15 protein-coding genes are annotated in these 17,300 nt (G+C 67.5%); 6 read left to right on the top strand and 9 right to left on the bottom strand.

What is annotated here, in order from left to right:
• Nucleotides 1-166: 166 nt before the first annotated feature.
• The 4 genes from AC0680_RS18485 to AC0680_RS18470 all read right to left on the bottom strand — a co-directional run bounded on the left by AC0680_RS18485 (nt 167) and on the right by AC0680_RS18470 (nt 6,203).
• On the bottom strand, nt 167-667 hold the full coding sequence (locus AC0680_RS18485) for a hypothetical protein (protein ID WP_208679257.1): 501 nt from the start codon (nt 665-667) through the stop codon (nt 167-169).
• 5 nt (nt 668-672) lie between these two features.
• Nucleotides 673-4,653, bottom strand: coding sequence for a DUF6531 domain-containing protein (locus tag AC0680_RS18480; RefSeq protein WP_478629729.1), 3,981 nt, complete (start codon nt 4,651-4,653; stop codon nt 673-675).
• Between the two features lie 5 nt (nt 4,654-4,658).
• Nucleotides 4,659-5,453: a WXG100-like domain-containing protein gene (locus AC0680_RS18475; RefSeq protein WP_478629726.1), complete on the bottom strand. Its 795-nt coding sequence runs from the start codon at nt 5,451-5,453 to the stop codon at nt 4,659-4,661.
• 372 nt (nt 5,454-5,825) lie between these two features.
• Complete coding sequence (locus AC0680_RS18470; RefSeq protein ID WP_478629725.1) at nt 5,826-6,203, bottom strand: hypothetical protein; 378 nt, start codon at nt 6,201-6,203, stop codon at nt 5,826-5,828.
• Nucleotides 6,204-7,163: 960 nt separating this feature from the next.
• On the opposite strand from AC0680_RS18470, the gene AC0680_RS18465 reads away from it, so the two are divergent.
• Together AC0680_RS18465 and AC0680_RS18460 are read left to right on the top strand one after the other, a co-directional pair.
• Complete coding sequence (locus AC0680_RS18465; protein WP_478629723.1) at nt 7,164-7,391, top strand: helicase associated domain-containing protein; 228 nt, start codon at nt 7,164-7,166, stop codon at nt 7,389-7,391.
• Between the two features lie 370 nt (nt 7,392-7,761).
• Complete coding sequence (locus tag AC0680_RS18460; RefSeq protein WP_478629720.1) at nt 7,762-8,346, top strand: N-acetyltransferase family protein; 585 nt, start codon at nt 7,762-7,764, stop codon at nt 8,344-8,346.
• A gap of 103 nt (nt 8,347-8,449) precedes the next feature.
• Here AC0680_RS18460 and AC0680_RS18455 read toward each other — a convergent pair whose 3' ends face one another.
• A complete protein-coding gene (locus tag AC0680_RS18455; RefSeq protein WP_478629717.1) occupies nt 8,450-8,587 on the bottom strand; it encodes a hypothetical protein in 138 nt (45 codons plus the stop codon).
• 170 nt (nt 8,588-8,757) lie between these two features.
• Nucleotides 8,758-9,306 carry a DapH/DapD/GlmU-related protein gene (locus AC0680_RS18450; RefSeq protein WP_478629715.1) on the bottom strand — a complete coding sequence of 183 codons (549 nt, stop codon included), beginning with the start codon at nt 9,304-9,306 and terminating at the stop codon, nt 8,758-8,760.
• Nucleotides 9,307-9,478: 172 nt separating this feature from the next.
• Between AC0680_RS18450 and AC0680_RS18445 the strand changes: the two genes are divergently transcribed.
• Nucleotides 9,479-10,429, top strand: a complete 951-nt coding sequence (locus tag AC0680_RS18445; protein ID WP_478629712.1) for a LysR family transcriptional regulator — start codon at nt 9,479-9,481, stop codon at nt 10,427-10,429.
• 466 nt (nt 10,430-10,895) lie between these two features.
• On the opposite strand, the gene AC0680_RS18440 is transcribed toward AC0680_RS18445, so the two are convergent.
• Nucleotides 10,896-11,270 carry a GNAT family N-acetyltransferase gene (locus tag AC0680_RS18440; RefSeq protein ID WP_478629710.1) on the bottom strand — a complete coding sequence of 125 codons (375 nt, stop codon included), beginning with the start codon at nt 11,268-11,270 and terminating at the stop codon, nt 10,896-10,898.
• Nucleotides 11,271-11,694: 424 nt separating this feature from the next.
• Here AC0680_RS18440 and AC0680_RS18435 point away from each other — a divergent pair, with 424 nt between their 5' ends.
• Entirely contained in the window at nt 11,695-12,126 is a 432-nt protein-coding gene (locus tag AC0680_RS18435; protein ID WP_478629708.1) for an SgcJ/EcaC family oxidoreductase, read from the top strand.
• Between the two features lie 272 nt (nt 12,127-12,398).
• Here AC0680_RS18435 and AC0680_RS18430 read toward each other — a convergent pair whose 3' ends face one another.
• Entirely contained in the window at nt 12,399-13,214 is an 816-nt protein-coding gene (locus AC0680_RS18430; protein ID WP_478629706.1) for a S1 family peptidase, read from the bottom strand.
• Between the two features lie 359 nt (nt 13,215-13,573).
• Nucleotides 13,574-14,530 carry a phosphotransferase family protein gene (locus AC0680_RS18425; RefSeq protein WP_478629748.1) on the bottom strand — a complete coding sequence of 319 codons (957 nt, stop codon included), beginning with the start codon at nt 14,528-14,530 and terminating at the stop codon, nt 13,574-13,576.
• Between the two features lie 231 nt (nt 14,531-14,761).
• Between AC0680_RS18425 and AC0680_RS18420 the strand changes: the two genes are divergently transcribed.
• Both AC0680_RS18420 and AC0680_RS18415 read left to right on the top strand, forming a co-directional pair.
• Nucleotides 14,762-15,091, top strand: a complete 330-nt coding sequence (locus AC0680_RS18420) for a hypothetical protein (RefSeq protein ID WP_478629703.1) — start codon at nt 14,762-14,764, stop codon at nt 15,089-15,091.
• Nucleotides 15,092-15,652: 561 nt separating this feature from the next.
• On the top strand, nt 15,653-17,296 hold the full coding sequence (locus AC0680_RS18415; RefSeq protein ID WP_478629700.1) for a PLP-dependent aminotransferase family protein: 1,644 nt from the start codon (nt 15,653-15,655) through the stop codon (nt 17,294-17,296).
• Nucleotides 17,297-17,300 lie beyond the last annotated feature (4 nt).

The raw sequence follows: 17,300 nt of genomic DNA, 5'->3' as shown, positions 1-17,300 counted from the left end.
TGGCGGGCGGATACGCGCCGCACTACCGGGACCGCGGCCTGGACGACGCGTCGGTCACCGTCGTCATGGAGGGGCTGCGACAGCTGCTCGACGCGTTCGAGTGCAGATCAACCGGCGCAGGAGTGATCGATGGTGCCCGTAGCCCCGGGGTTTCGCAGGTGTGAGCTCAGCTGGTTCTGTCGAGTTTGTAGTCGTAGTAGTCGGTCGGTCCGGTGAGGACGGCCTGGAAGTAGAGCGGTTCGCCGTCTGTGTCGAGCGGTACCTCGTGTCCGGCTGTGCGGGTGAAGCCGAGCGAGAGGCGGGGCACAACCCAGTAGCTGGGCTCGTCGTGCAGGAAGGTGAAGCCCATGTCTTCGATCTGCCGGATCAGCTGGAGGGCCGGGGTGCGGAAGACGTCGATGCCGCGGAAGCGGACCGTGATCTCCTCGGGGCCGGGGCGGGGGATCCACAGTTCGGCGTACTCGAGGGTTTTGGCGTCTTCCATGACGAAGTTGATCTCGAACTGGGGGTGCAGAGTGAGGATCCGCATGGGGTGGAAGAAGTCCGGGGCGTCCTCGTCCCGGACTTTGATCTCGCCCAGTTCTGCGGCTGCCGCTTTGACGGCTTCGGCAGGCATGCCCAGAGGGAAGCCTGTGATGCCGTTCGGCGGGTCCAGTTCGATTTCCATGGTCGTCATTGTAGGAGGCAGGTTCTGATCTTCCAGCCGTTGTCTGCCAGGTACTTTTGGAACTTACGGTTGTGCGGCAGGGAGTCGACCATCTCTTTGATGGCTGCGTCGTACTTGGTGCCGTGCTTCCTTCGGATCTCGTCGATGTCCTTCTTCATTGCCTCATCGAACTTGCCCTGCCTGATAAGGGCTTCTTGGTCCCTTCGCCACTTGTCGTTGATCTTGCCGGATCCGGTGCTGATGAAGTCGCGGTGGTCGTCGTACTCCATGCGGATGGCGGGCCCGGTGGACTCCTTGAGGTCGGTGGGGAGTCCGAGGTTGAGGTAGCAGTCCTTGGCCGGGAGATGGTTGATCTCGTAGCGGGTGTTGTCGCTTCCGTCGGTCCAGTTGGCGGGCTGCAGCTTGCCGTACCAGCCACCCATACCCGAGGGCTGCTTGGCCAGACCGAGGGGGTCGATCCAGTACAGGGGGTTGGGAACGTAGGCGTGCGGGTTGGGTCCGGCCTGCACGCCGAGAGGGTCGGTGCTCAGGTAGCGGCCGGTGGCCGGGTCGTAGTAGCGGTAGAGGTTGTACTCGAGGCCCGTCTCGTCATCGTGGTACTGCCCGGGCCTGCCCAGAGGACACGCCCGCTGGGCACCGCGCCCCGCTCCCCATAGGTCTTCCTCTGCGGTCCACACGATGCGCCCGTCTGCGGTGACCAGTTCGCTGGGGGTGTCGGCGAGGTCAGTGACGATGGCGAAGAAGCGCTCATCGACCTCGCTGTGGACGTGGTCCGCGTCCGCGGCCCATGTGCGCTCGGTTTGCGAAAGAGGCTTCCACGAGCCGGGTTCCCAGTCCCAGGTGACCGTGCGGCGGTTTCCGTCGTCGTCTGTGCTGAACTGTTCAATCAGCTTTGCGCCTTCCCAGGTGAAGGCGACGGTCTCGACAGCGATGGTCTGGCCGTCGCGCTGTGCCAGGCGGCGCTTGGCTATTCGACGGCCCAGCGGGTCGTAGTCGTAGACCCATGAGCCGCGGCTGGGGGTGTCGACCCTGACCAGCCGGTCCTCTGGGCCCCACCAGTAGCGCCACTCCCGGCGTTTCCCGGACAGGGTGCGCACCAGCATGCGCACCAGGCGGCCCTGGTCGTCGTAGTCGTAGGAGGTGCGTCCCGCGGTGCGCAGCAGCGATCCGGTGTAGGCGCGTTCGCCGGCGGTCGTGGCGTCGGGTTCGCGGGTGTCGTGGGCCTGTGTGATATTGCCGAGGGCGTCGTAGGCGTAGGTTTCGGTCCAGTTGTCGGCCGTGACGCGGGTGATGCGGCCTGCGGGGGTCAGCTCGAATTGGCGGCGGCCGCGGCGGCGGTCGGTGACGGTGCTGGGCAGGCCGTCGGTGCGGTAGGCGTAGGTGCGTTCCTGGATGCTGGTGTAGGCCTGGTCGGCGGATTGCGCGGTGTGGTCGAAGGCCCAGAGGGACTGGGCGCTCAGGCGGTGGCAGGCGTCCCAGGTCTGGGTGAGGGCTGCGCCGTTGCCGAGGAAGCGGGTGGTTTCCTGTCCGGCGGGGTCGTAGGCGAAGGCCAGGGAGCCGAGGGTGCCGGCGAGGTGGGTGGGTTGGTTGTTGGCGTCGTAGGACCAGTTCGAGGTGATGCCGGTGGGGGTGGTGCGGCTGGTGCGGCGGCCGAGCTGGTCGTAGGTGTAGGTGGTGGAGCGTCCGTTGACGGTTTCGGTCAGGACGCGGCCGAGTTTGTCGTAGTCGTAGTGCAGGGCGATGCCGTGGCTCGCGATCTGCTTGAGGAGGCCGCGTGTGTCGTAGCTGAGGGTGGTTGTCGAGCCGTCGGGGTTGCGGCGCTCGACGAGCTGGCCGAGGACGTCGTAGGCGAAGGTGGTGGTGCGGTCGGCTGTGTCGGTGGTTTCCAGGAGTTGGTCGGCGCCGTCGAGGCGGTAGGTGAGGCTGTTGCCGTTGAAGTCTGATTCGCCGACGAGGTGTCCGGCTTCGTCGTAGCGGTAGTTCCAGGTGGCGCCGTTGGTGCTGACCGAGAGGAGCCTTTGCTCGGTGTCGTAGGTGAAGTGCTGTTCCTCGCCGTCGGGAAGGGTGCGTCCCGTCAGCCGGCCGAAGGGGCCGATGGTGAAGCGGGTGAGCGCTCCGGCTTGGTCGCGCTGCTCGGTGACGTTGCCTTCTGGGTCGTAGGTCCAGGTCTCGGTGGTGCCGTCGGGGTGGTGGCGTTGGGTGATCTCGCCTTCGGTGCGCCGCGTGAGGCGGGTGGTGGCTCCGAGCGGGTCGGTGAAGGCGATGGTGCGGCCGAAGGCGTCGTAGGTGAGGCGGGCGGTGTTGCCCGGGGCATCGGTGACGGCGGTGATCAGACCTGCGGCGTTGGTTTCGAGGTGCCGGCTCTGGCCGAGAGCGTCGGTGACCGTTGTCAGGCGGCCCTGGGGGTCGTACTGGCGGTGCGTGCGGGCGCCGGTGGCGTCGGTGGTGGTGAGCAGGTTGCCGTTGCGGTCGTAGGTGAACGCGGCGACCTGCTCGCCGTCCTGTCGGATGGCTGAGACCTGGCGGAGTTCGGTGTAGTCGAGTTCGACAGTGCCGCCGGCGGGGTCGGTGATGCGGACCGGATCGCCGTGCTGGTTGAGGTCGAACCCGGTGGTTCGGTTGATCTCGTCGGTACGGGAGACGACGCGGCCCAGGGCGTCGTATCCGGTGTAGGTGGTGTTGCCGAGCGGGTCGACGGTGGTGGTGACGCGGTGCTGGTCGTCGTAGTGGTATTCGGTGGGGTGGCCGAGGCTGTCGGTGACGGTGGTTATTCGGCGGGTGGGGTCGTAGTGGAACTGGGCGGAGAGTTCCCCGTTCTCCCCTATGCCGCGGGTGACCCGGCCGTTTTCGTCGTAGACGTAGGTGTAGGTCTGGCCGTTGCGGTCGGTCCAGGCAGTGATGCGGTCTGCGTCGTCGTATTCGTACTCGTAGGGCAGGCCGGAGGAGTTGACGATCCCGGCCAGGCGGCCGTCCGGGTAGTACTCGTAGCCGACGATCGTGATGCCGGGGCCGGTTGCTGTGCTGTTGAGGAGCCGCAGGCCCTCGATGCGCAGGCCGTCCGAGGTGGGGATGGTGTCGATGGCGATCCGGTAGCCGCCGCCGTGACGCACCTCCGTCGGTGTCCCCGTCTCGTTGCGGACGAAGGTGATGCTGTGGCCGTTGCGGTCGGTGATCTCGGTGATCGCGCGGGTGGTGTGCTCCAGGCCGGCCACTGTGCCCGAGAGGGCGAAGTGGCGGGTCCAGCCGCGGTCGGGGTCCTCGATGCGGACGGTGTCGGTGTGCCGGTCCCAGGTGAGCGGCCAGCGTGCACCTGTCTCGGGGTGGACTTGTTCGCCGGTGTGGGTGGGCAGCGGGTAGTGCAGGAGCTGTGCGTCGTCGCCGGCGTAGTGGATGCCTTTGGTGTCGATCTCGATGCGCTGGTCGATGGTGGAGGACCAGCCCGGACCGTGCAGGCGGCCTGCTGTGTAGCCGGACGCATAGGCGCGGCGTAGGACCAGGGGCAGCAGGCCAGGGAGTTCCAGGTCTCGGGCGTTGGTGATCATCTGGCCGGAGACCACATCGACCGGGTCGCCGGCGGTGTGGCAGCCGATGTTGCCGTTCGAGGGCTGGCCGCTCTTGCTCGGTCCCGCGAGGGAGGGATTCCCCTTGCCCGGTCGGCCGGGGCCCTTGCCTGCGGAGTTGAGGGAGGTGTGGGGGGCCTTCGGGCCGGACTTGCCGCCCTTGCCGAGACCGGCGAAGTGATCAGAAAGCGCGCGATCGTTGTCGTGATGGTTCTTGGCCATCTGTTTGACGCCGCGGGTCATGTTGTCGTCGAGGTGTTTGGCGGTCTTCTTCACGCCGTCCTCGATGCCGTCGATGACCTTGTCGAGCATCGCGTTCGCCGCATCCGCAATGGCGTCCTTGCCGCGGGTGCGGCCGTGGTGGCTCCTGGCCCGGCCGATCTTCCCGCCGGCCTTGTTGCGGAACGTGCCGCCGGCGCTGTGCAATCCGGTTACTGCACGATCGTGCTCGTCCGGGTCGAAGTTGAATCCGCCTGCGGCGCCGGCTCCGCCGCCCCCTCCCCGCCACCGCTACTGCCGCCGGCGCTGAGGAGTTCCATCGGGTTTCCGGCAGCCGATTTCGCAGTGTCCTTGGCGTTCTGCAGGCCCTGGTTGAAGCCTTCCTTGCCTGCGTTGGCCGTCCGGTTCAGGTCTACGCCGTCCTGGACGCCCAGTGCATTGGCGCCGAGTTGGACTACGAGGTCACCGACCATCGCCCCCAGGGCTTCCTCGACGGGGGTCAGGGCGATGCTGATGACCTGTTCGGCGACCTGCTGGCAGACCTCCTTGAACAGCCGCTTCACGATCACGCGAGTGGCCTGGGTAGCAGCCAGCGCGCCGACTTCGGACAGTCCGAGGGTGAAGGGTGCTGCCGCCTGAGCGGCGATCACCTCGGCAGCGAGGATGCCCAGTTGGACCAGTGCACCGATCTTGGCGCCCTCGATGAGTATCGCGACGCCGTCCAGCGCGGTGGCCGCCATACGGCCGCACTCACCCAGGTTCTTCAGATGCGTGCCGTTGATCTTGCTCCAGTGGGCGTTGAGCGCCTCCACGGCCAGTGAACCGCCCGCCGAGCCCACCAGGCCCTGGACAGCCTGATGCGCCTCGTTCGCGCCTTCGTCGATGTCGTCGGCGAACTCCCGCATGGCCGTGGCCATCTCGCGGTAGTCGTCCTCGTCGACGTTGGGCCAGGAGACCCCGATGAGGTCGAGAACCTCGTCTGCCCACCCAGGCAGCACAACACCCATACGAAAACAGCCCCCGTAACCAATGATCAGGTGATCACACGCTCTCACCTGGGCAGATGGTTCCTCAAGGCGGAATCAAGTCGGCCGTTCCTCTCTTCAGGGTGCCGTGAGCCTTCGTTCCTTGCCCGGCCGCTCTGGCTAGCGCGTCGTTCGGCCGCCACAGGTACGCGGGCGGGCGGTGGTGCGGCCTTTGCAGGGTCACCCGGGTCTCCGTCTGATGCTGGATTTTGCAGATGTGTCGGGAGTGCGCACGACCTCGGACGCCATCAGCAGCGCGCAGGCCAAGGTGGCGGCCAGGCGGCGGCGCGGAATACATAGAGTTCCATGTCAGGAAAGGTGAGGCGGCGTCAGCTGAAGGGAACTCGCCGGGAGTCAGTGGTGCTCGGCCGGTGGTTGCTGGGTCAGGAAATGTGCAGCTGCCTCGACCGCATCGGTCTTGAGCTTTTCGACGGGTACGTTCCAGCTTTCGTCCCAGTCGTCGAGGTTGTGCGCGCACACGACGAGCGGCTGCAGCGCGTCAGGGTAATCGAGGTCCCAGACCACGTCACGCCAGATCCGGAAGGCGCCTGCCGCAGCGTCGAGGGAACCGTCCACCATGCGCCCGGCGAGCCAGTAGGCCAGGGCCCACCTCGCAGCCCGAGCATCGGTGAGCACCTCGACGTGCAGGCCCAACTCGTGCAGCACCTGCTCGAAGAGGTCCGGCGCCTCGAGCTCGAAATACCCGCCGCCGGCCAGATACGCGGCCACCATGGCGCTGCTCGTCGAGGAGGCATCGTGGCTGACAGCAGCACCACCGGCGTCCGCATGCTCCCCAGCCACCCCAGCAGCCGCAACAACTGCAGATGGCTGTATGGGGTCAGGGCATGGGCCTCGTCGACGACCACCGTCTTGCCCGACAGAGCCAGCAATCGCAGCGCGCTGAACTGCACGGGCAGCACTGCCATCTGCGCCTGATCGGTGGTCGCTGCGCTGAACTGGGCCAACAGCGCGATGTCCTGGCCGCGCGGGAAGCCCTCCGGGCCGCCGCCCACTCCCCTGTCTCGGTCGGCTCCCGTGCGCCGCCGTCCAGGCCCGTCGAACCGCCCTCGACGGGTGCCGGAATGTCGGCCGGGCGGGTGCCATAAGGCATCAGCGCGGTCGGGGCACCGGAAGGATCATCGTGCCCGCTGACCGCCTCGGTGGTGAGCCGTGTGCCGGTGTAGGCGGCGCTCAGCCGGCTGCGGTTGTGGACTAGCGTGACCGGCACCCGCTCAGGCCGGCGGGCCCGCACGTACGTTTCCAGCGGCTCCCGCGCGGCATCGGTGGTCGGCATCAATCACTTGACATCACATCAGTTTCTCATCGGCTGCCGTCCTTGATTCCGCCGAGACCCGGCAAATGAGCACGCGAAAAGGGCTACAGCAGCAGAGGGCACAGGACATCAGGATGAGCCATTCACCGGACATCGAAGTGAGACTCAGCAAGCTGGCCGGTGGAATGGCAGCGTGCGTTCCACCTCGTTCGGTTCCATGTGGAGGCCGGAGGCACACTGCCGACCGAGCCGGACATGGTCGTGCACCAGGGTGAGGATCTGGGGCGGTGGGTGAGGTCGGTCCGGTTCGGCTGGGACCGGCTTACCGCTGTGCAGCAGTGGATGTGCGAACAGGTTCTCGGGATCGAGCCCGCGGACGAAGGTGAGAAGCCGAAACCGCGCACGAGCCAGGCCGACAAATGGGCCGCCAACCTCGCTGCCGCCCGGCAGTACTACGAACGCGAGGGGCGCCTCCGAGTACCCGCAAGCACGTCGAGACATTCACTATGGGCGCAGTCCGCGGTGAAGACCAAGAGCAGCGGGAATTCCGGCTCGGAGCCTGGATCAGCAACCAACGTACCCGAGCCGCGAAACTCTTCCCGGAGCGCGCGGAACAACTCTCCGCCATCGGTATGCGGTGGACGTAACGGCGCATGGAGGGGAGGCGGGAAGGTTCGTGGTGTCTCACGAGTGGTTTTCCGGCGAGCGGTTCAGGAGCTGGCGGAAGATGATGATGAGCAGCGGCTGGGCGGTGGGAGACGCCTGCATGTTGATCGTGCTTGGAGGGTGGGCGTCCGGGCGCGTGTATGCGCGGCGGTGCCGCGCCCGGCGGCCGGTTACCCCTGCCTCGCCGAGGGTCCATCACCGCAGTTCAGGGACCGGGGTAAGCATTCGGGTATCCGTGCTGCCCGCGGCATGCCTCGGGCGGGCGCGGTCCGTCGCGGGCCGCGCTCCCGTCCCTGGTTTTACGTCTTGCGGCGCTGTCGGGGAGTCGAGGGCGCCTCTAGGCTGCCGATCATGGATGTTGCTTCGATGGGCACCGCGAGTTCCCGGCCTGTTCTCTTCGACGCCGCCCAGTTGACCGCCGACCCGGAGCTGGTGGCGTGCTTCCCTGAGGAGGCTCACCGGGGCCTGGCAGACCTGGTCCGCGCGGGGGCGCCGCTTGGTTGGGTGGACCCGCCGGGGGTGGACGAGGTGAGGGAGGTCATGGACCGCGTCATCCGTGCTGCGCGGGTCGGGGACGGCGCGCTGCGCGCCGCCTACCTCGATCGGCGGCTGGTCGGGCTGGGCTATTGGCTGCGCTATGCGCGCCCCACCAATCGGCAGCACGGTGATCTCGACAAGATCGCTGTGGCTTCCGAGGCGCATGGCCGGGGCATTGGTAGGTCGCTGACCAGCGCATTGGTTGCCGATGCCCAGGAAGCGGGGATCGAGGTGCTCACTTTGGAGGCCCGCGCCGACAATGCCGGGGCGCTGCGCTTGTACCGCTCCCTCGGCTTCCGCGAATACGGGCGTCTTCCCCGCTTCATCGCGATGGGTGGCCGCCGCTTCGACAAGGTCTTCTACATGCTTGACTTCCGTGGGGACCATCACACCTCTTGACATCGCCCCTACCTGACTCGACGTCACCGTGGCCGCCGTGCTCCCGGCCGGCCATCTCTCGGGCGGCTGCGCCCCTGGTATCGCCTGGGCGACTGGCAGCCGGTCAGGTCTGCTTCACCGGGCCGTGGTTCTGCGGCGGCACCGGCCGCCAGGCCGTCGTCGTCGCGGTCCAGGTCGTCGTCGCGGTCCACGTCGTCGCCGCGCCGTGCATCAGCTGGCGCGTGATGTGCGCCCCGGCCACTGCTCGGCGCCGTAGGCCTCGAACCGCTCCACTCGATGAATCCCGGCTTCGCCGCCTGCCGTATCGAGCGGACGTTGGCGGTCTGGGTGGGCGGTCTGGTGGCGAGCGCCGCTGGTTCGCCGGGAAGCGCGTCGGCGAACCGATCGAGTGCCGTTTCGCACGCCTTGGGCTCAGTCGTTCCATTGTTTGCGTGCGAACGCGGTCGATCCGGTTACCAGGGTGTTGGGGGGGACGTCCTTCGTGACGACGGCTCCGGCGCCGACCACGGCGCCGCGTCCGATCGTGACGCCGGGGAGTACCGTGACCGCGGCGCCGAGCCAGGCGTTGGGTTCGATCGTGATGGGCGCCATCGTGATGAACTCGCGTCGCTCGGACGCCGGGAGGGGATGGTCGGCGGAGATGAGGTTGGTCTTCGGGCCGATCAGGACGCCGTCGCCCAGGCGGATGCCGCCCTCGTCCATGAAAGTGCAGCCCTGGTTGACGAAGACGTGCTCGCCGAAGTCGATGCCGAGCCCGTGGTGGGTGTAGAAGGGCGGATAGACGGTGACGGAGCTGGGGACCGGCTTGCCGACGATTTCGGCCAACAGGGCCGCGCGTGTGGCTTTGTCGTCGAAGGGCAGGACGTTGAGCCGCGAGGTGAGCGTGTTCACGTACTCGATTCGCTCGGCTACCCGCGCGAACTCGGGAGTGCGGACATAGAGACGGTCTTGATCGGGCATGCGGATTCCTCACGTGGAGCGCTCGGGTCGTGATCGGGATGACACCCGTCGGATACGACAGTGATCAACTAGGGGTTGACCGGAGTTATCAAAGCGTTCGGTGTCCGCCGGGATCAAACAACGAATATGGCTGCCAGGATCAACGTTTGGTTGTCTGCAGAGGATGAGCTGCATGGACGTCATCGCCGTGCGCACCTTCGTCGCCGTCGTGGATGCGGAGCAGTTCCAGGAGGCCGCCGCCAGCCTGTCGATTACGCCGCAGGCCGTGTCCAAGCGCGTTGCCGCGCTGGAGAAGGAGCTGGGTGTCCAGCTCTTCGTCCGTGACGCCCGCGGAGCGCGGCTCACCATCGACGGGCAGGCGTTCCTGCCTCATGCCCGAGCCTTCCTCCACTGCGCTGAGCGCGCCGTGGCGTCCGTGCGGTCAGGCCATCGGGCACTGCGTGTCGACGTGATCGGTCGCCAGCTCTCCCTGGCGGGGCTGCTGCGCGGCTTCCATCGTGCCCATCCCGAGATCGAGTTGGACGTCGTGACGCTGTTCGACTCTGAGACGGCCATCGGCGCGGTCCGGGACGGGACGATCGACGCGACGTTCCGTGCCGTGATCCTGCCGGGCCGGAAACTTCCCCGCAGCGTGGAGGCCACTGCCGTCTTCGATGAACCGCTGCACCTGTTCACCGGACCGCGGCACGAGTTCGCGAAGGCCCGCGCGCTCACTCCCGCCCAGCTCGCCGGACGACGGATCTGGATGCCCGGCAACCTGCCCGGCACCGAGTGGGCCGCCTACTACGACGAACTCGCCGCCGCCTTCGGCATCATCATCGACTCGGTCGGCCCGGATTTTGGTATCGAGCCCCTGCTCGACACCATCGCCGGCTCCACGACGCTGGCCACCTTCGTCAGCGAACAGACCCCCTTGGTGTGGCCCGTCGGCCACAATCTGCGCCGCATCCCCCTTGAAAACCCGACCCCGCTCTATCCCCACTCGCTGATCTGGCGCACCGGCAACCCCCACCCTTCCCTGGCCGCCCTACGTCGCTATCTCACTGCCGCGTATCCCGGCCGCCCTGACAGCGGCATCTGGGCACCAGAATGGAGTCAGCCCAAGCGGCCGGAACGCGCCTGAGTGGGCAAAGCGGGAACAATCCTTAACCGTCCGACTGTGGTCGTTCTCGCTGATGACCGCTGGATCGGTATTCCCACGGACGGACATGGAAGTGCCGTTATTTCTCCTCGGTATTCACGGGTCAGTTGATCGTCGACTGTCTCCGGTGACGTCGACGAGCGGTGTTCTCGGAGATCAGCGAGACCGAACGGTGGCCGGCCTCGCTCAAGGACGGAGCTTGGCTGTCTGCGTTGAGGTGTCTCAGTGGTCGGCTACATGGACCGTCTCGCCCGTCTAGCGGGGGGGGGAACCCGATGGACAGGAACTTCGAAGGAGAGTTCGAGACCGTCCTCCTCGTCCCACTGCTCTCCGACCTCAACGAAGCCGAAGCCCGAGATCGTGGCCAGGGACGCCACGTTGTCGGGGCTGATCGTCGCCCGCACGGTCATGACTGCGGTTTCCGCTGCTGCCCGGCGGAGCAACTCGATCAGTGTGGATCGGGCGTATCCCTGGCGACGGAAGTGGGAGCAACGGAGTAGCCGATCTCGACCATGCCGACCTCATCGGGCGGTCCGTGGAACCCGGCGTGTCCGACGACGAGACCTTTGTCGCCGACGACCGCTTGTCGCACCATCCACCGCGCACGGCCGGGATCGGTGGCCATCTGGTCGAGCCGGAGCTGCCACAGCCACCGCGCTTGGTCGGTCACGAAGTACTCGGTCAGCGAAACCCCCGCGATCTTGCCGGCTTGGGACAGGTCTCCATCGAGCAAAGCGGACATCGCGTCGCCGGACAGCTCGACGAAACGGACATGTTTCGGGCTCCGCGTGAACGGTCCCCAGTGATCGGCTTCATCTGTCACCTGCGGATGCTCGCCGACTCACCCGAAGGGCGTCCAACGGTTTCGAAGCAACCCGGCAGGCACCCGCGATGTCATCCTCCTGTCGTCGACGGCTCGTTCACCGGCACCATCGCCGAGGAGGACGTGCACACCGCTCCGGAGCGGGCCTGCTCGAGGAACGGGGGCTGCGTGGTCGGATGGCCCGCGAGGGGACCAAGGCGCCGGTCCAGGCCACTTCAGCGGTGGCACGTCGAGCGCACCTACGCCTGGCGCTCCTCCCCCACTCATAGGGGGTCTCTGGCGGGACGCCCATGCTCCGTCGCATGATCTGGCGCATCTCGCCGAGCTGGTTTCAGAACCCACGATCTGAGTGTGTACCTGTTGCTGGGACTCGTCCTCGCGGTGCTCTGGGTTGGGACTTGATCTCAAGTCCGGTTGAGGTTCCATGATGATCGGCATGGAGACGACAGTCATCGATCAGCAGACGCAGGAAGCCGAGATTGAAGCGATCAAGCAGGTGATCGCCGAGCTTGAGCATTCCCAGCAGAACGAGTTGCCCGAGGAGTTCGTCGGTCTGTTCCGCCCCGACGCGATCTGGACGACGGGCCATGGCAAGCGCCTCACCGGTCGCGATGAGATCTCGGCCTTCACTCACCAGGTGCTGCCGGGCGCCATGAAGGACTCGACGGCCACGTACGAGGTGGTGGACGTGTTGTTCATCCGCCCCGACGTCGCCGCGGTCAAGGCGCACGCGCAGTACCGGACGCGGGAAGGGGAGCCGATCGGGAACGCGGGCACCCCGCTCTACGTGATGGCCAAGGAGGACGGGCAATGGCTCCTGGTCGCCTGCCAGAACACCGAGGTGCTCGCTCAGTGACGCGAGGAGGGCCGCATGGGTGGGGCGCGTTGTGAGACAAGCCTGGGTCCGTGCGGCCTTTTCCCATCCCGCCCCCGTCAGGGGTCTCTCGCGCACACGCCGGTGAGTTGCCCTGTTGGGTCATTTGCGCTGTACGTCGGCGATCAGCCCGGACAGGACAGCTTGATCTCCCCCGTGGTGCGGCCGGAGCCGAGGAGTTCTGCGATGGCGGCGTGGCGGAGGGCGGGGCTCGGTCCGAGGGATATCGCGCTCGTCAGGGCCCCGGCGCCGCATCAGGCGTTGCGCTTGATGGTCTTGTGGATCCAGTCCGCGTAGGCGGGCACGTGGCTGTAGAGGCCCGGTCCGGCGGAGCAGGCGACCCCCGGGGCTCCGGGGCCCGAGGTGGCTCCGATGAGCTCCCATCGCCCGTGCCTGTCTTTTTGGAGTTGTGGTCCGCCGGAGTCCCCGAAGCACGCCATGGCCTTGGGTACGCGGCTGATCGTGCACAAACGGGTCCGGTCCGCGTATCCGGGGGCGCACTCGGCGTCGGCACCTCTGCGTGTGTTGAGCTCCTGCAACCGCTCGGCGAATTTCAGCTCGGTGTCGACGGTGGTGCCGAAACCCAGGATCCGGGTCGGGGCGCCCGGTCGCCCGGCCCGCTCCGCGATGCGGATGGGCTTGTCGGTGACCGGGCGGTCGAGGCGGACCAGTGCGATGTCAGCCTTGTTCGCGGCTTTCCCGTCGCCGCTCACGTAGCCGGCGTGGACGACGGTCCGCTCGATGGCCCGGACGGTGCCCCCGGTCTTCCGGTGCCTGCTGCCGATCCGGACGATGCCGTCCAGCTCAAGGCCGTCGCCCTGCACGCAGTGGGCCGCCGTCAGCACCCACTGCGGATCGATCAGCGACGCCCCGCAGGTACCGTCGTACAGCCCGTGCTTGGGAGCCGACTCCGGGATCGTTGCCATGAACGAGTAGTGCTCAGTGGAATCGGTCCCGTTGACGATCGCTTCGGCGCTGTTGGTCATCAGGGTGGCGCACGCCGCGATGGCGAGAGCGCCGGCGACAGTGGTGCGCGCCGCGCGGCGACGCAGGGACTTCACACTGGACACGGGGAGTTCCTTCCCTCGGAGATCCGGACGTGTTCAGCCTGCTCGTTCAAGATCCACCGGGCCATCCGGGCAGCATGCCCGAGTGCGGTAGGGGTAGCCCCACCCCGTCCCGTCCCCGTCCTCGTCCCCGTGCCGATGCGGCGCATCTCGGTGGGTCTCGGTGGGTCTCGGTGGGTCTCGCCAAGTGGTCCGAGGGACTCGTGGCCGCCCGCGACCGGCTCGACGCCTACCTCGGCCGCGCCATCTGACGCCCCAGCAGCAGAGGGCACGGCGCGGCCTTGCAACCGGCACAGCCCGCCGGGCTCAGGGGAACTGGGCGGGCCCGCGATTGCCGTGCCACACGGCCGGCCGTCGAAGGTTCAGTCCAGCGCGTCCATCAGGGCGGTGACGTAGGCATCCAGCCGCTGCTCCACGGCTCGCGTCGTCAGGTCTGTCCGTCCTGCCTCCTGCCATGGCTTCGCCACCAGTTGCACTTCTTCCGAGAATGCCAGCGCGTCGCGCACCTGCCAGTACAGCCGCTCGCTCGCGGCCGCGGCCAGCACCCCGCCGGCCTCCTCGTACGCCTCGGCGAACCGCAGGCCCCACGCCGGGCCGTGCAGCAGCGCGAGATTGGTGGAGCAGTGCGCGACGTCGAGGTCCGCCGGGCCCCAGGAGGTGGCCGCCCAGTCGACGACGCCGGTGATCCGGGCACCTGCCGGGCTTGGGGACACCACGTCGTCGAACAGCACGTTGCCGGGGTGGAAGTCCCGGTGCAGGAACCGCCCTTCATAAGGCGGCGCGGGCCTGCGGATCACGTCGATCGCCGCGGCCCATGCCGCCGCGTCGGCGCCCTTCGGAGTCACGACGGTGTCGGCGGTCGTCAACGCCACATACTCCCGGGGCCGCTCGGCGGGGCGCAACGCGTGGATCGCCACGAGTTGACGGGCCAGCACAGGGACACGCGTCTGCAATCCCTCGTCATCCAGGACGGTTCGGCCCGCCAGATGTGTCATCAGGAGCGATGGATACTCGCAGTGCGCGGCGGTCGGATCAACCGCGACCAGTCCGGGAGCCGGCACGCCGGTCCCCGTGAGCAGGGTCAGGGCGCCGGCCTCCCTGTTCAGCCAGTCCTCGGCGTGCTCCACGTCGACGAAGGTCCGCAGCACCAGCTCACGGGTGCCTCCGTCCCGCCTGCCGAGGGTCAGCCGCCGCATTTCGGCGGTGATGCCGCCGTGCAGCGCCTCGGTTCTGACGATCCGTTCGCCGGCCTCCAGGTGCCGGCTCACCCAAGCCAGTGTCAACGGTCGGACAGCCGCCGCCTCATCGTGGTTGGTCACCGTGCCACCCCACCATCCGGACGACGGCACGCGCAAAGGCCTTTCGTGCGCAACGGCCTTTGGTTGGAGGCGATGGCCGTGCTGCTCCGGCAGAAACGCCGCCGGCACGAGGCGGACCGCAGCAGACCAGTCATGGCGAACCGCAGCAGACCAGTCATGCGGCAGACATTTCAGTTGCCGGCGCTCCTCCCCGCGGCTGATCCTGGGCACTTGGCGAGCGAGGAGAGCGGGATGGGGCTCGTACTCTTTCCCGGAGATGACGACGTCAGCAGCCCGGACATCTCCTGGTCCTACAGCGGCTTCGGCGCGTTCAGGGCGTGGTTGGCGCAGGCCGAGGGGTTCACGCTCGCCGAGATGCACGGCTTCGGTGGAGACCGTCCGTGGAGCAGCGTCTCCACCACGCTGACACCGCTTCTCGATCACCCGGACGACGACGGTCCCGACCTCACGCCGACCCAATCGCTGCCATGCTGCCCCGCCTGGAGGCAATCATCGACCAGTGGCGACACGATGAAAGCGATCCCGTTCTCCGACGGCGCGGCGACGACGTACGCCAGCTGATCGCCGTCATGCGGCTCTGCCTGGACAAGGACGTCGAGCTCATTTTCGGCTGACCGTCGACCGGAGACGGTTACGCGCGGGGCGTCGCGGTGACTTCGTGGGAGCCGGGCAAGGCGACCGGCGGCGGCCCGTACGGCCGGCTTCGGCGGACGCGGTCTCACGCCGGGACTTCGCTTCCGCGGCTGCCGGCGATCCCTCACCCACCAGGCGGCTCCCCCTCGGGTACACAAAGACAGCCGTCCGGCGTTGGCCCCTCTTCAGTTTCACCCGAAATGGCCATGGCCAGATAAACGTGGGAGATCTGGTAATTCGAGTTCCCGCTTGTGCATATTCTGTTTATCGCGAGACGCCCGATGGGGCGATCCGTCGCCAGTCGCTGACGTCACCGCAGGTCCGTGCAGCCTGCGGCCGGGCGGACTTTCGGCTGACGAATCGACCGGCGGCTTTCCTCGCGCCCTTCCATATCCCTTTGATCCCGAGCATTTCCTGGGACTGGTGGACCCGGTAGACCAGCACCGTCCACTCCACCGTTTCGGGAAATCGCTCAGAATCGGACACGGAATGACTGTCGAACACTCCGATGCGGGCCTGGCGGCGCTGCCGGCCAACGACGACTACCGGCTGGGGACCGACGCCTACACCGACGAGCAGCGGACCGCGGTTCTGGAGAAGCTGGAGGGTCACCTCGGCGAGCGGAGCGGGCGTCTGCTGGGGTACCAGGTCAACCTGTCGCTTGCCGGCCACGCCGCGCTGGGACGTTTCCTGGGGTATCACATCAACAACGTCGGGGACCCGTTCGTCGACAGCAACTTCAGCCTCCACTCACGGTGGCTGGAGCGCGCGGTGCTGGAACACTACGCCCGCCTGTGGCACGTCCCGCTCCCCAAGGATCCGGCCAACCCGCAGGACCAGGACGGGTGGGGGTACGTGCTGTCCATGGGCAGCACCGAGGGCAACCTCTACGCCCTGTGGAACGCCCGCGACTACCTTGACGGCAACGCCCTCGTACGCGACGAGGTCTCCGGCCACTCCAGCTGCCGTACCACCTACCTTCGGGCCAAGCACCCCGACGACAACCCCAACGCCTACTCCCCGGTGGCGTTCTTCTCGCAGGAGACCCACTACTCCCACATCAAGGCCATGCGGGTCCTGGACATCCCGACCTTCTACGACCTGGGCGGGAGTCTCTACCCCGGTGAATGCCCCATCGACGTGGCCGGCACCAAGATGCAGACCTACAACGGCTGGCCGCTCGGCGGTGTCCCCACCACCGGCGGCGACGAAGGTCCCGGCACCGTTGATGTCGATGCCCTGGTCGCCCTCGTCGACTTCTTCGCCGCCAAGGGCCACCCCGTCCTGGTGAACTTCAACATCGGCAGCGTCTTCAAGGGCGCCTACGACGACGTCGCCACCGCCTGCGAGCGTCTGCGCCCCGTCTTCGAGCGGCACGGCCTGGTCGACCGCACCGTCCGCTTCGACCCCGACGACCCCGAGCGGGTCAGCATCCGCAACGGCTACTGGATCCACGTCGACGGGGCCCTCGGCGGCGCCTACGCCCCCTACTTGGAGAAGGCCCGCAACGCGGGCCTCATCGACACCGCGCCCCCGGTCTTCGACTTCCGGATCCCCGAGGTGTCCTCGATCGTCACCAGCGGCCACAAGTACCCCGGAGCACCCGTCCCCACCGGCATCTACATGTCGCGCGCCGGATCCAAGCTGCGTCCGCCGTCCGACCCGGCCGTCGTCTCCTCCCCCGACAGCACCTTCGCCGGCTCCCGCAGCGGATTCGCCTCCCTGGCCATGTGGAACCACCTCGCCCAACTCAGCGAGGAGCAGCAGGTCCGCCAGGCCGCCGACGTCCTGCGGCTCGCCGAATACACGGCCGAACGCCTGCGCGGGCTCAGTCTGCAGCTGAAGGATCGCGCCGAGCCCTGGGCCGAGGACGGCATCGAGGTCGGCCACGGCGACCACGCACTCAGCGTCTGGTTCCAGCAGCCCAGGGCCGAGATCACCGAGAAGTACACCCTGGCCTGCGTGCCCCTCAACCTCGACGGCCGCCGCCACGACTACAGCCACATCTACGTCATGCCCCACGTCACCCAGGACCTCATCGACGAACTCCTCGACGACCTCTCCCGCCCCGGAGCATTCGACCGGACCGGCGAGACCGGCGCCGTCCGGCCGACGCTCCCCAGCCAGCGCTGACCTG

The sequence above is a fragment of the Streptomyces sp. NPDC043738 genome (assembly GCF_056436545.1).
Note: the sequence above shows the minus strand (reverse complement) of the source record. Positions and strands in the feature narration are given on the sequence as shown.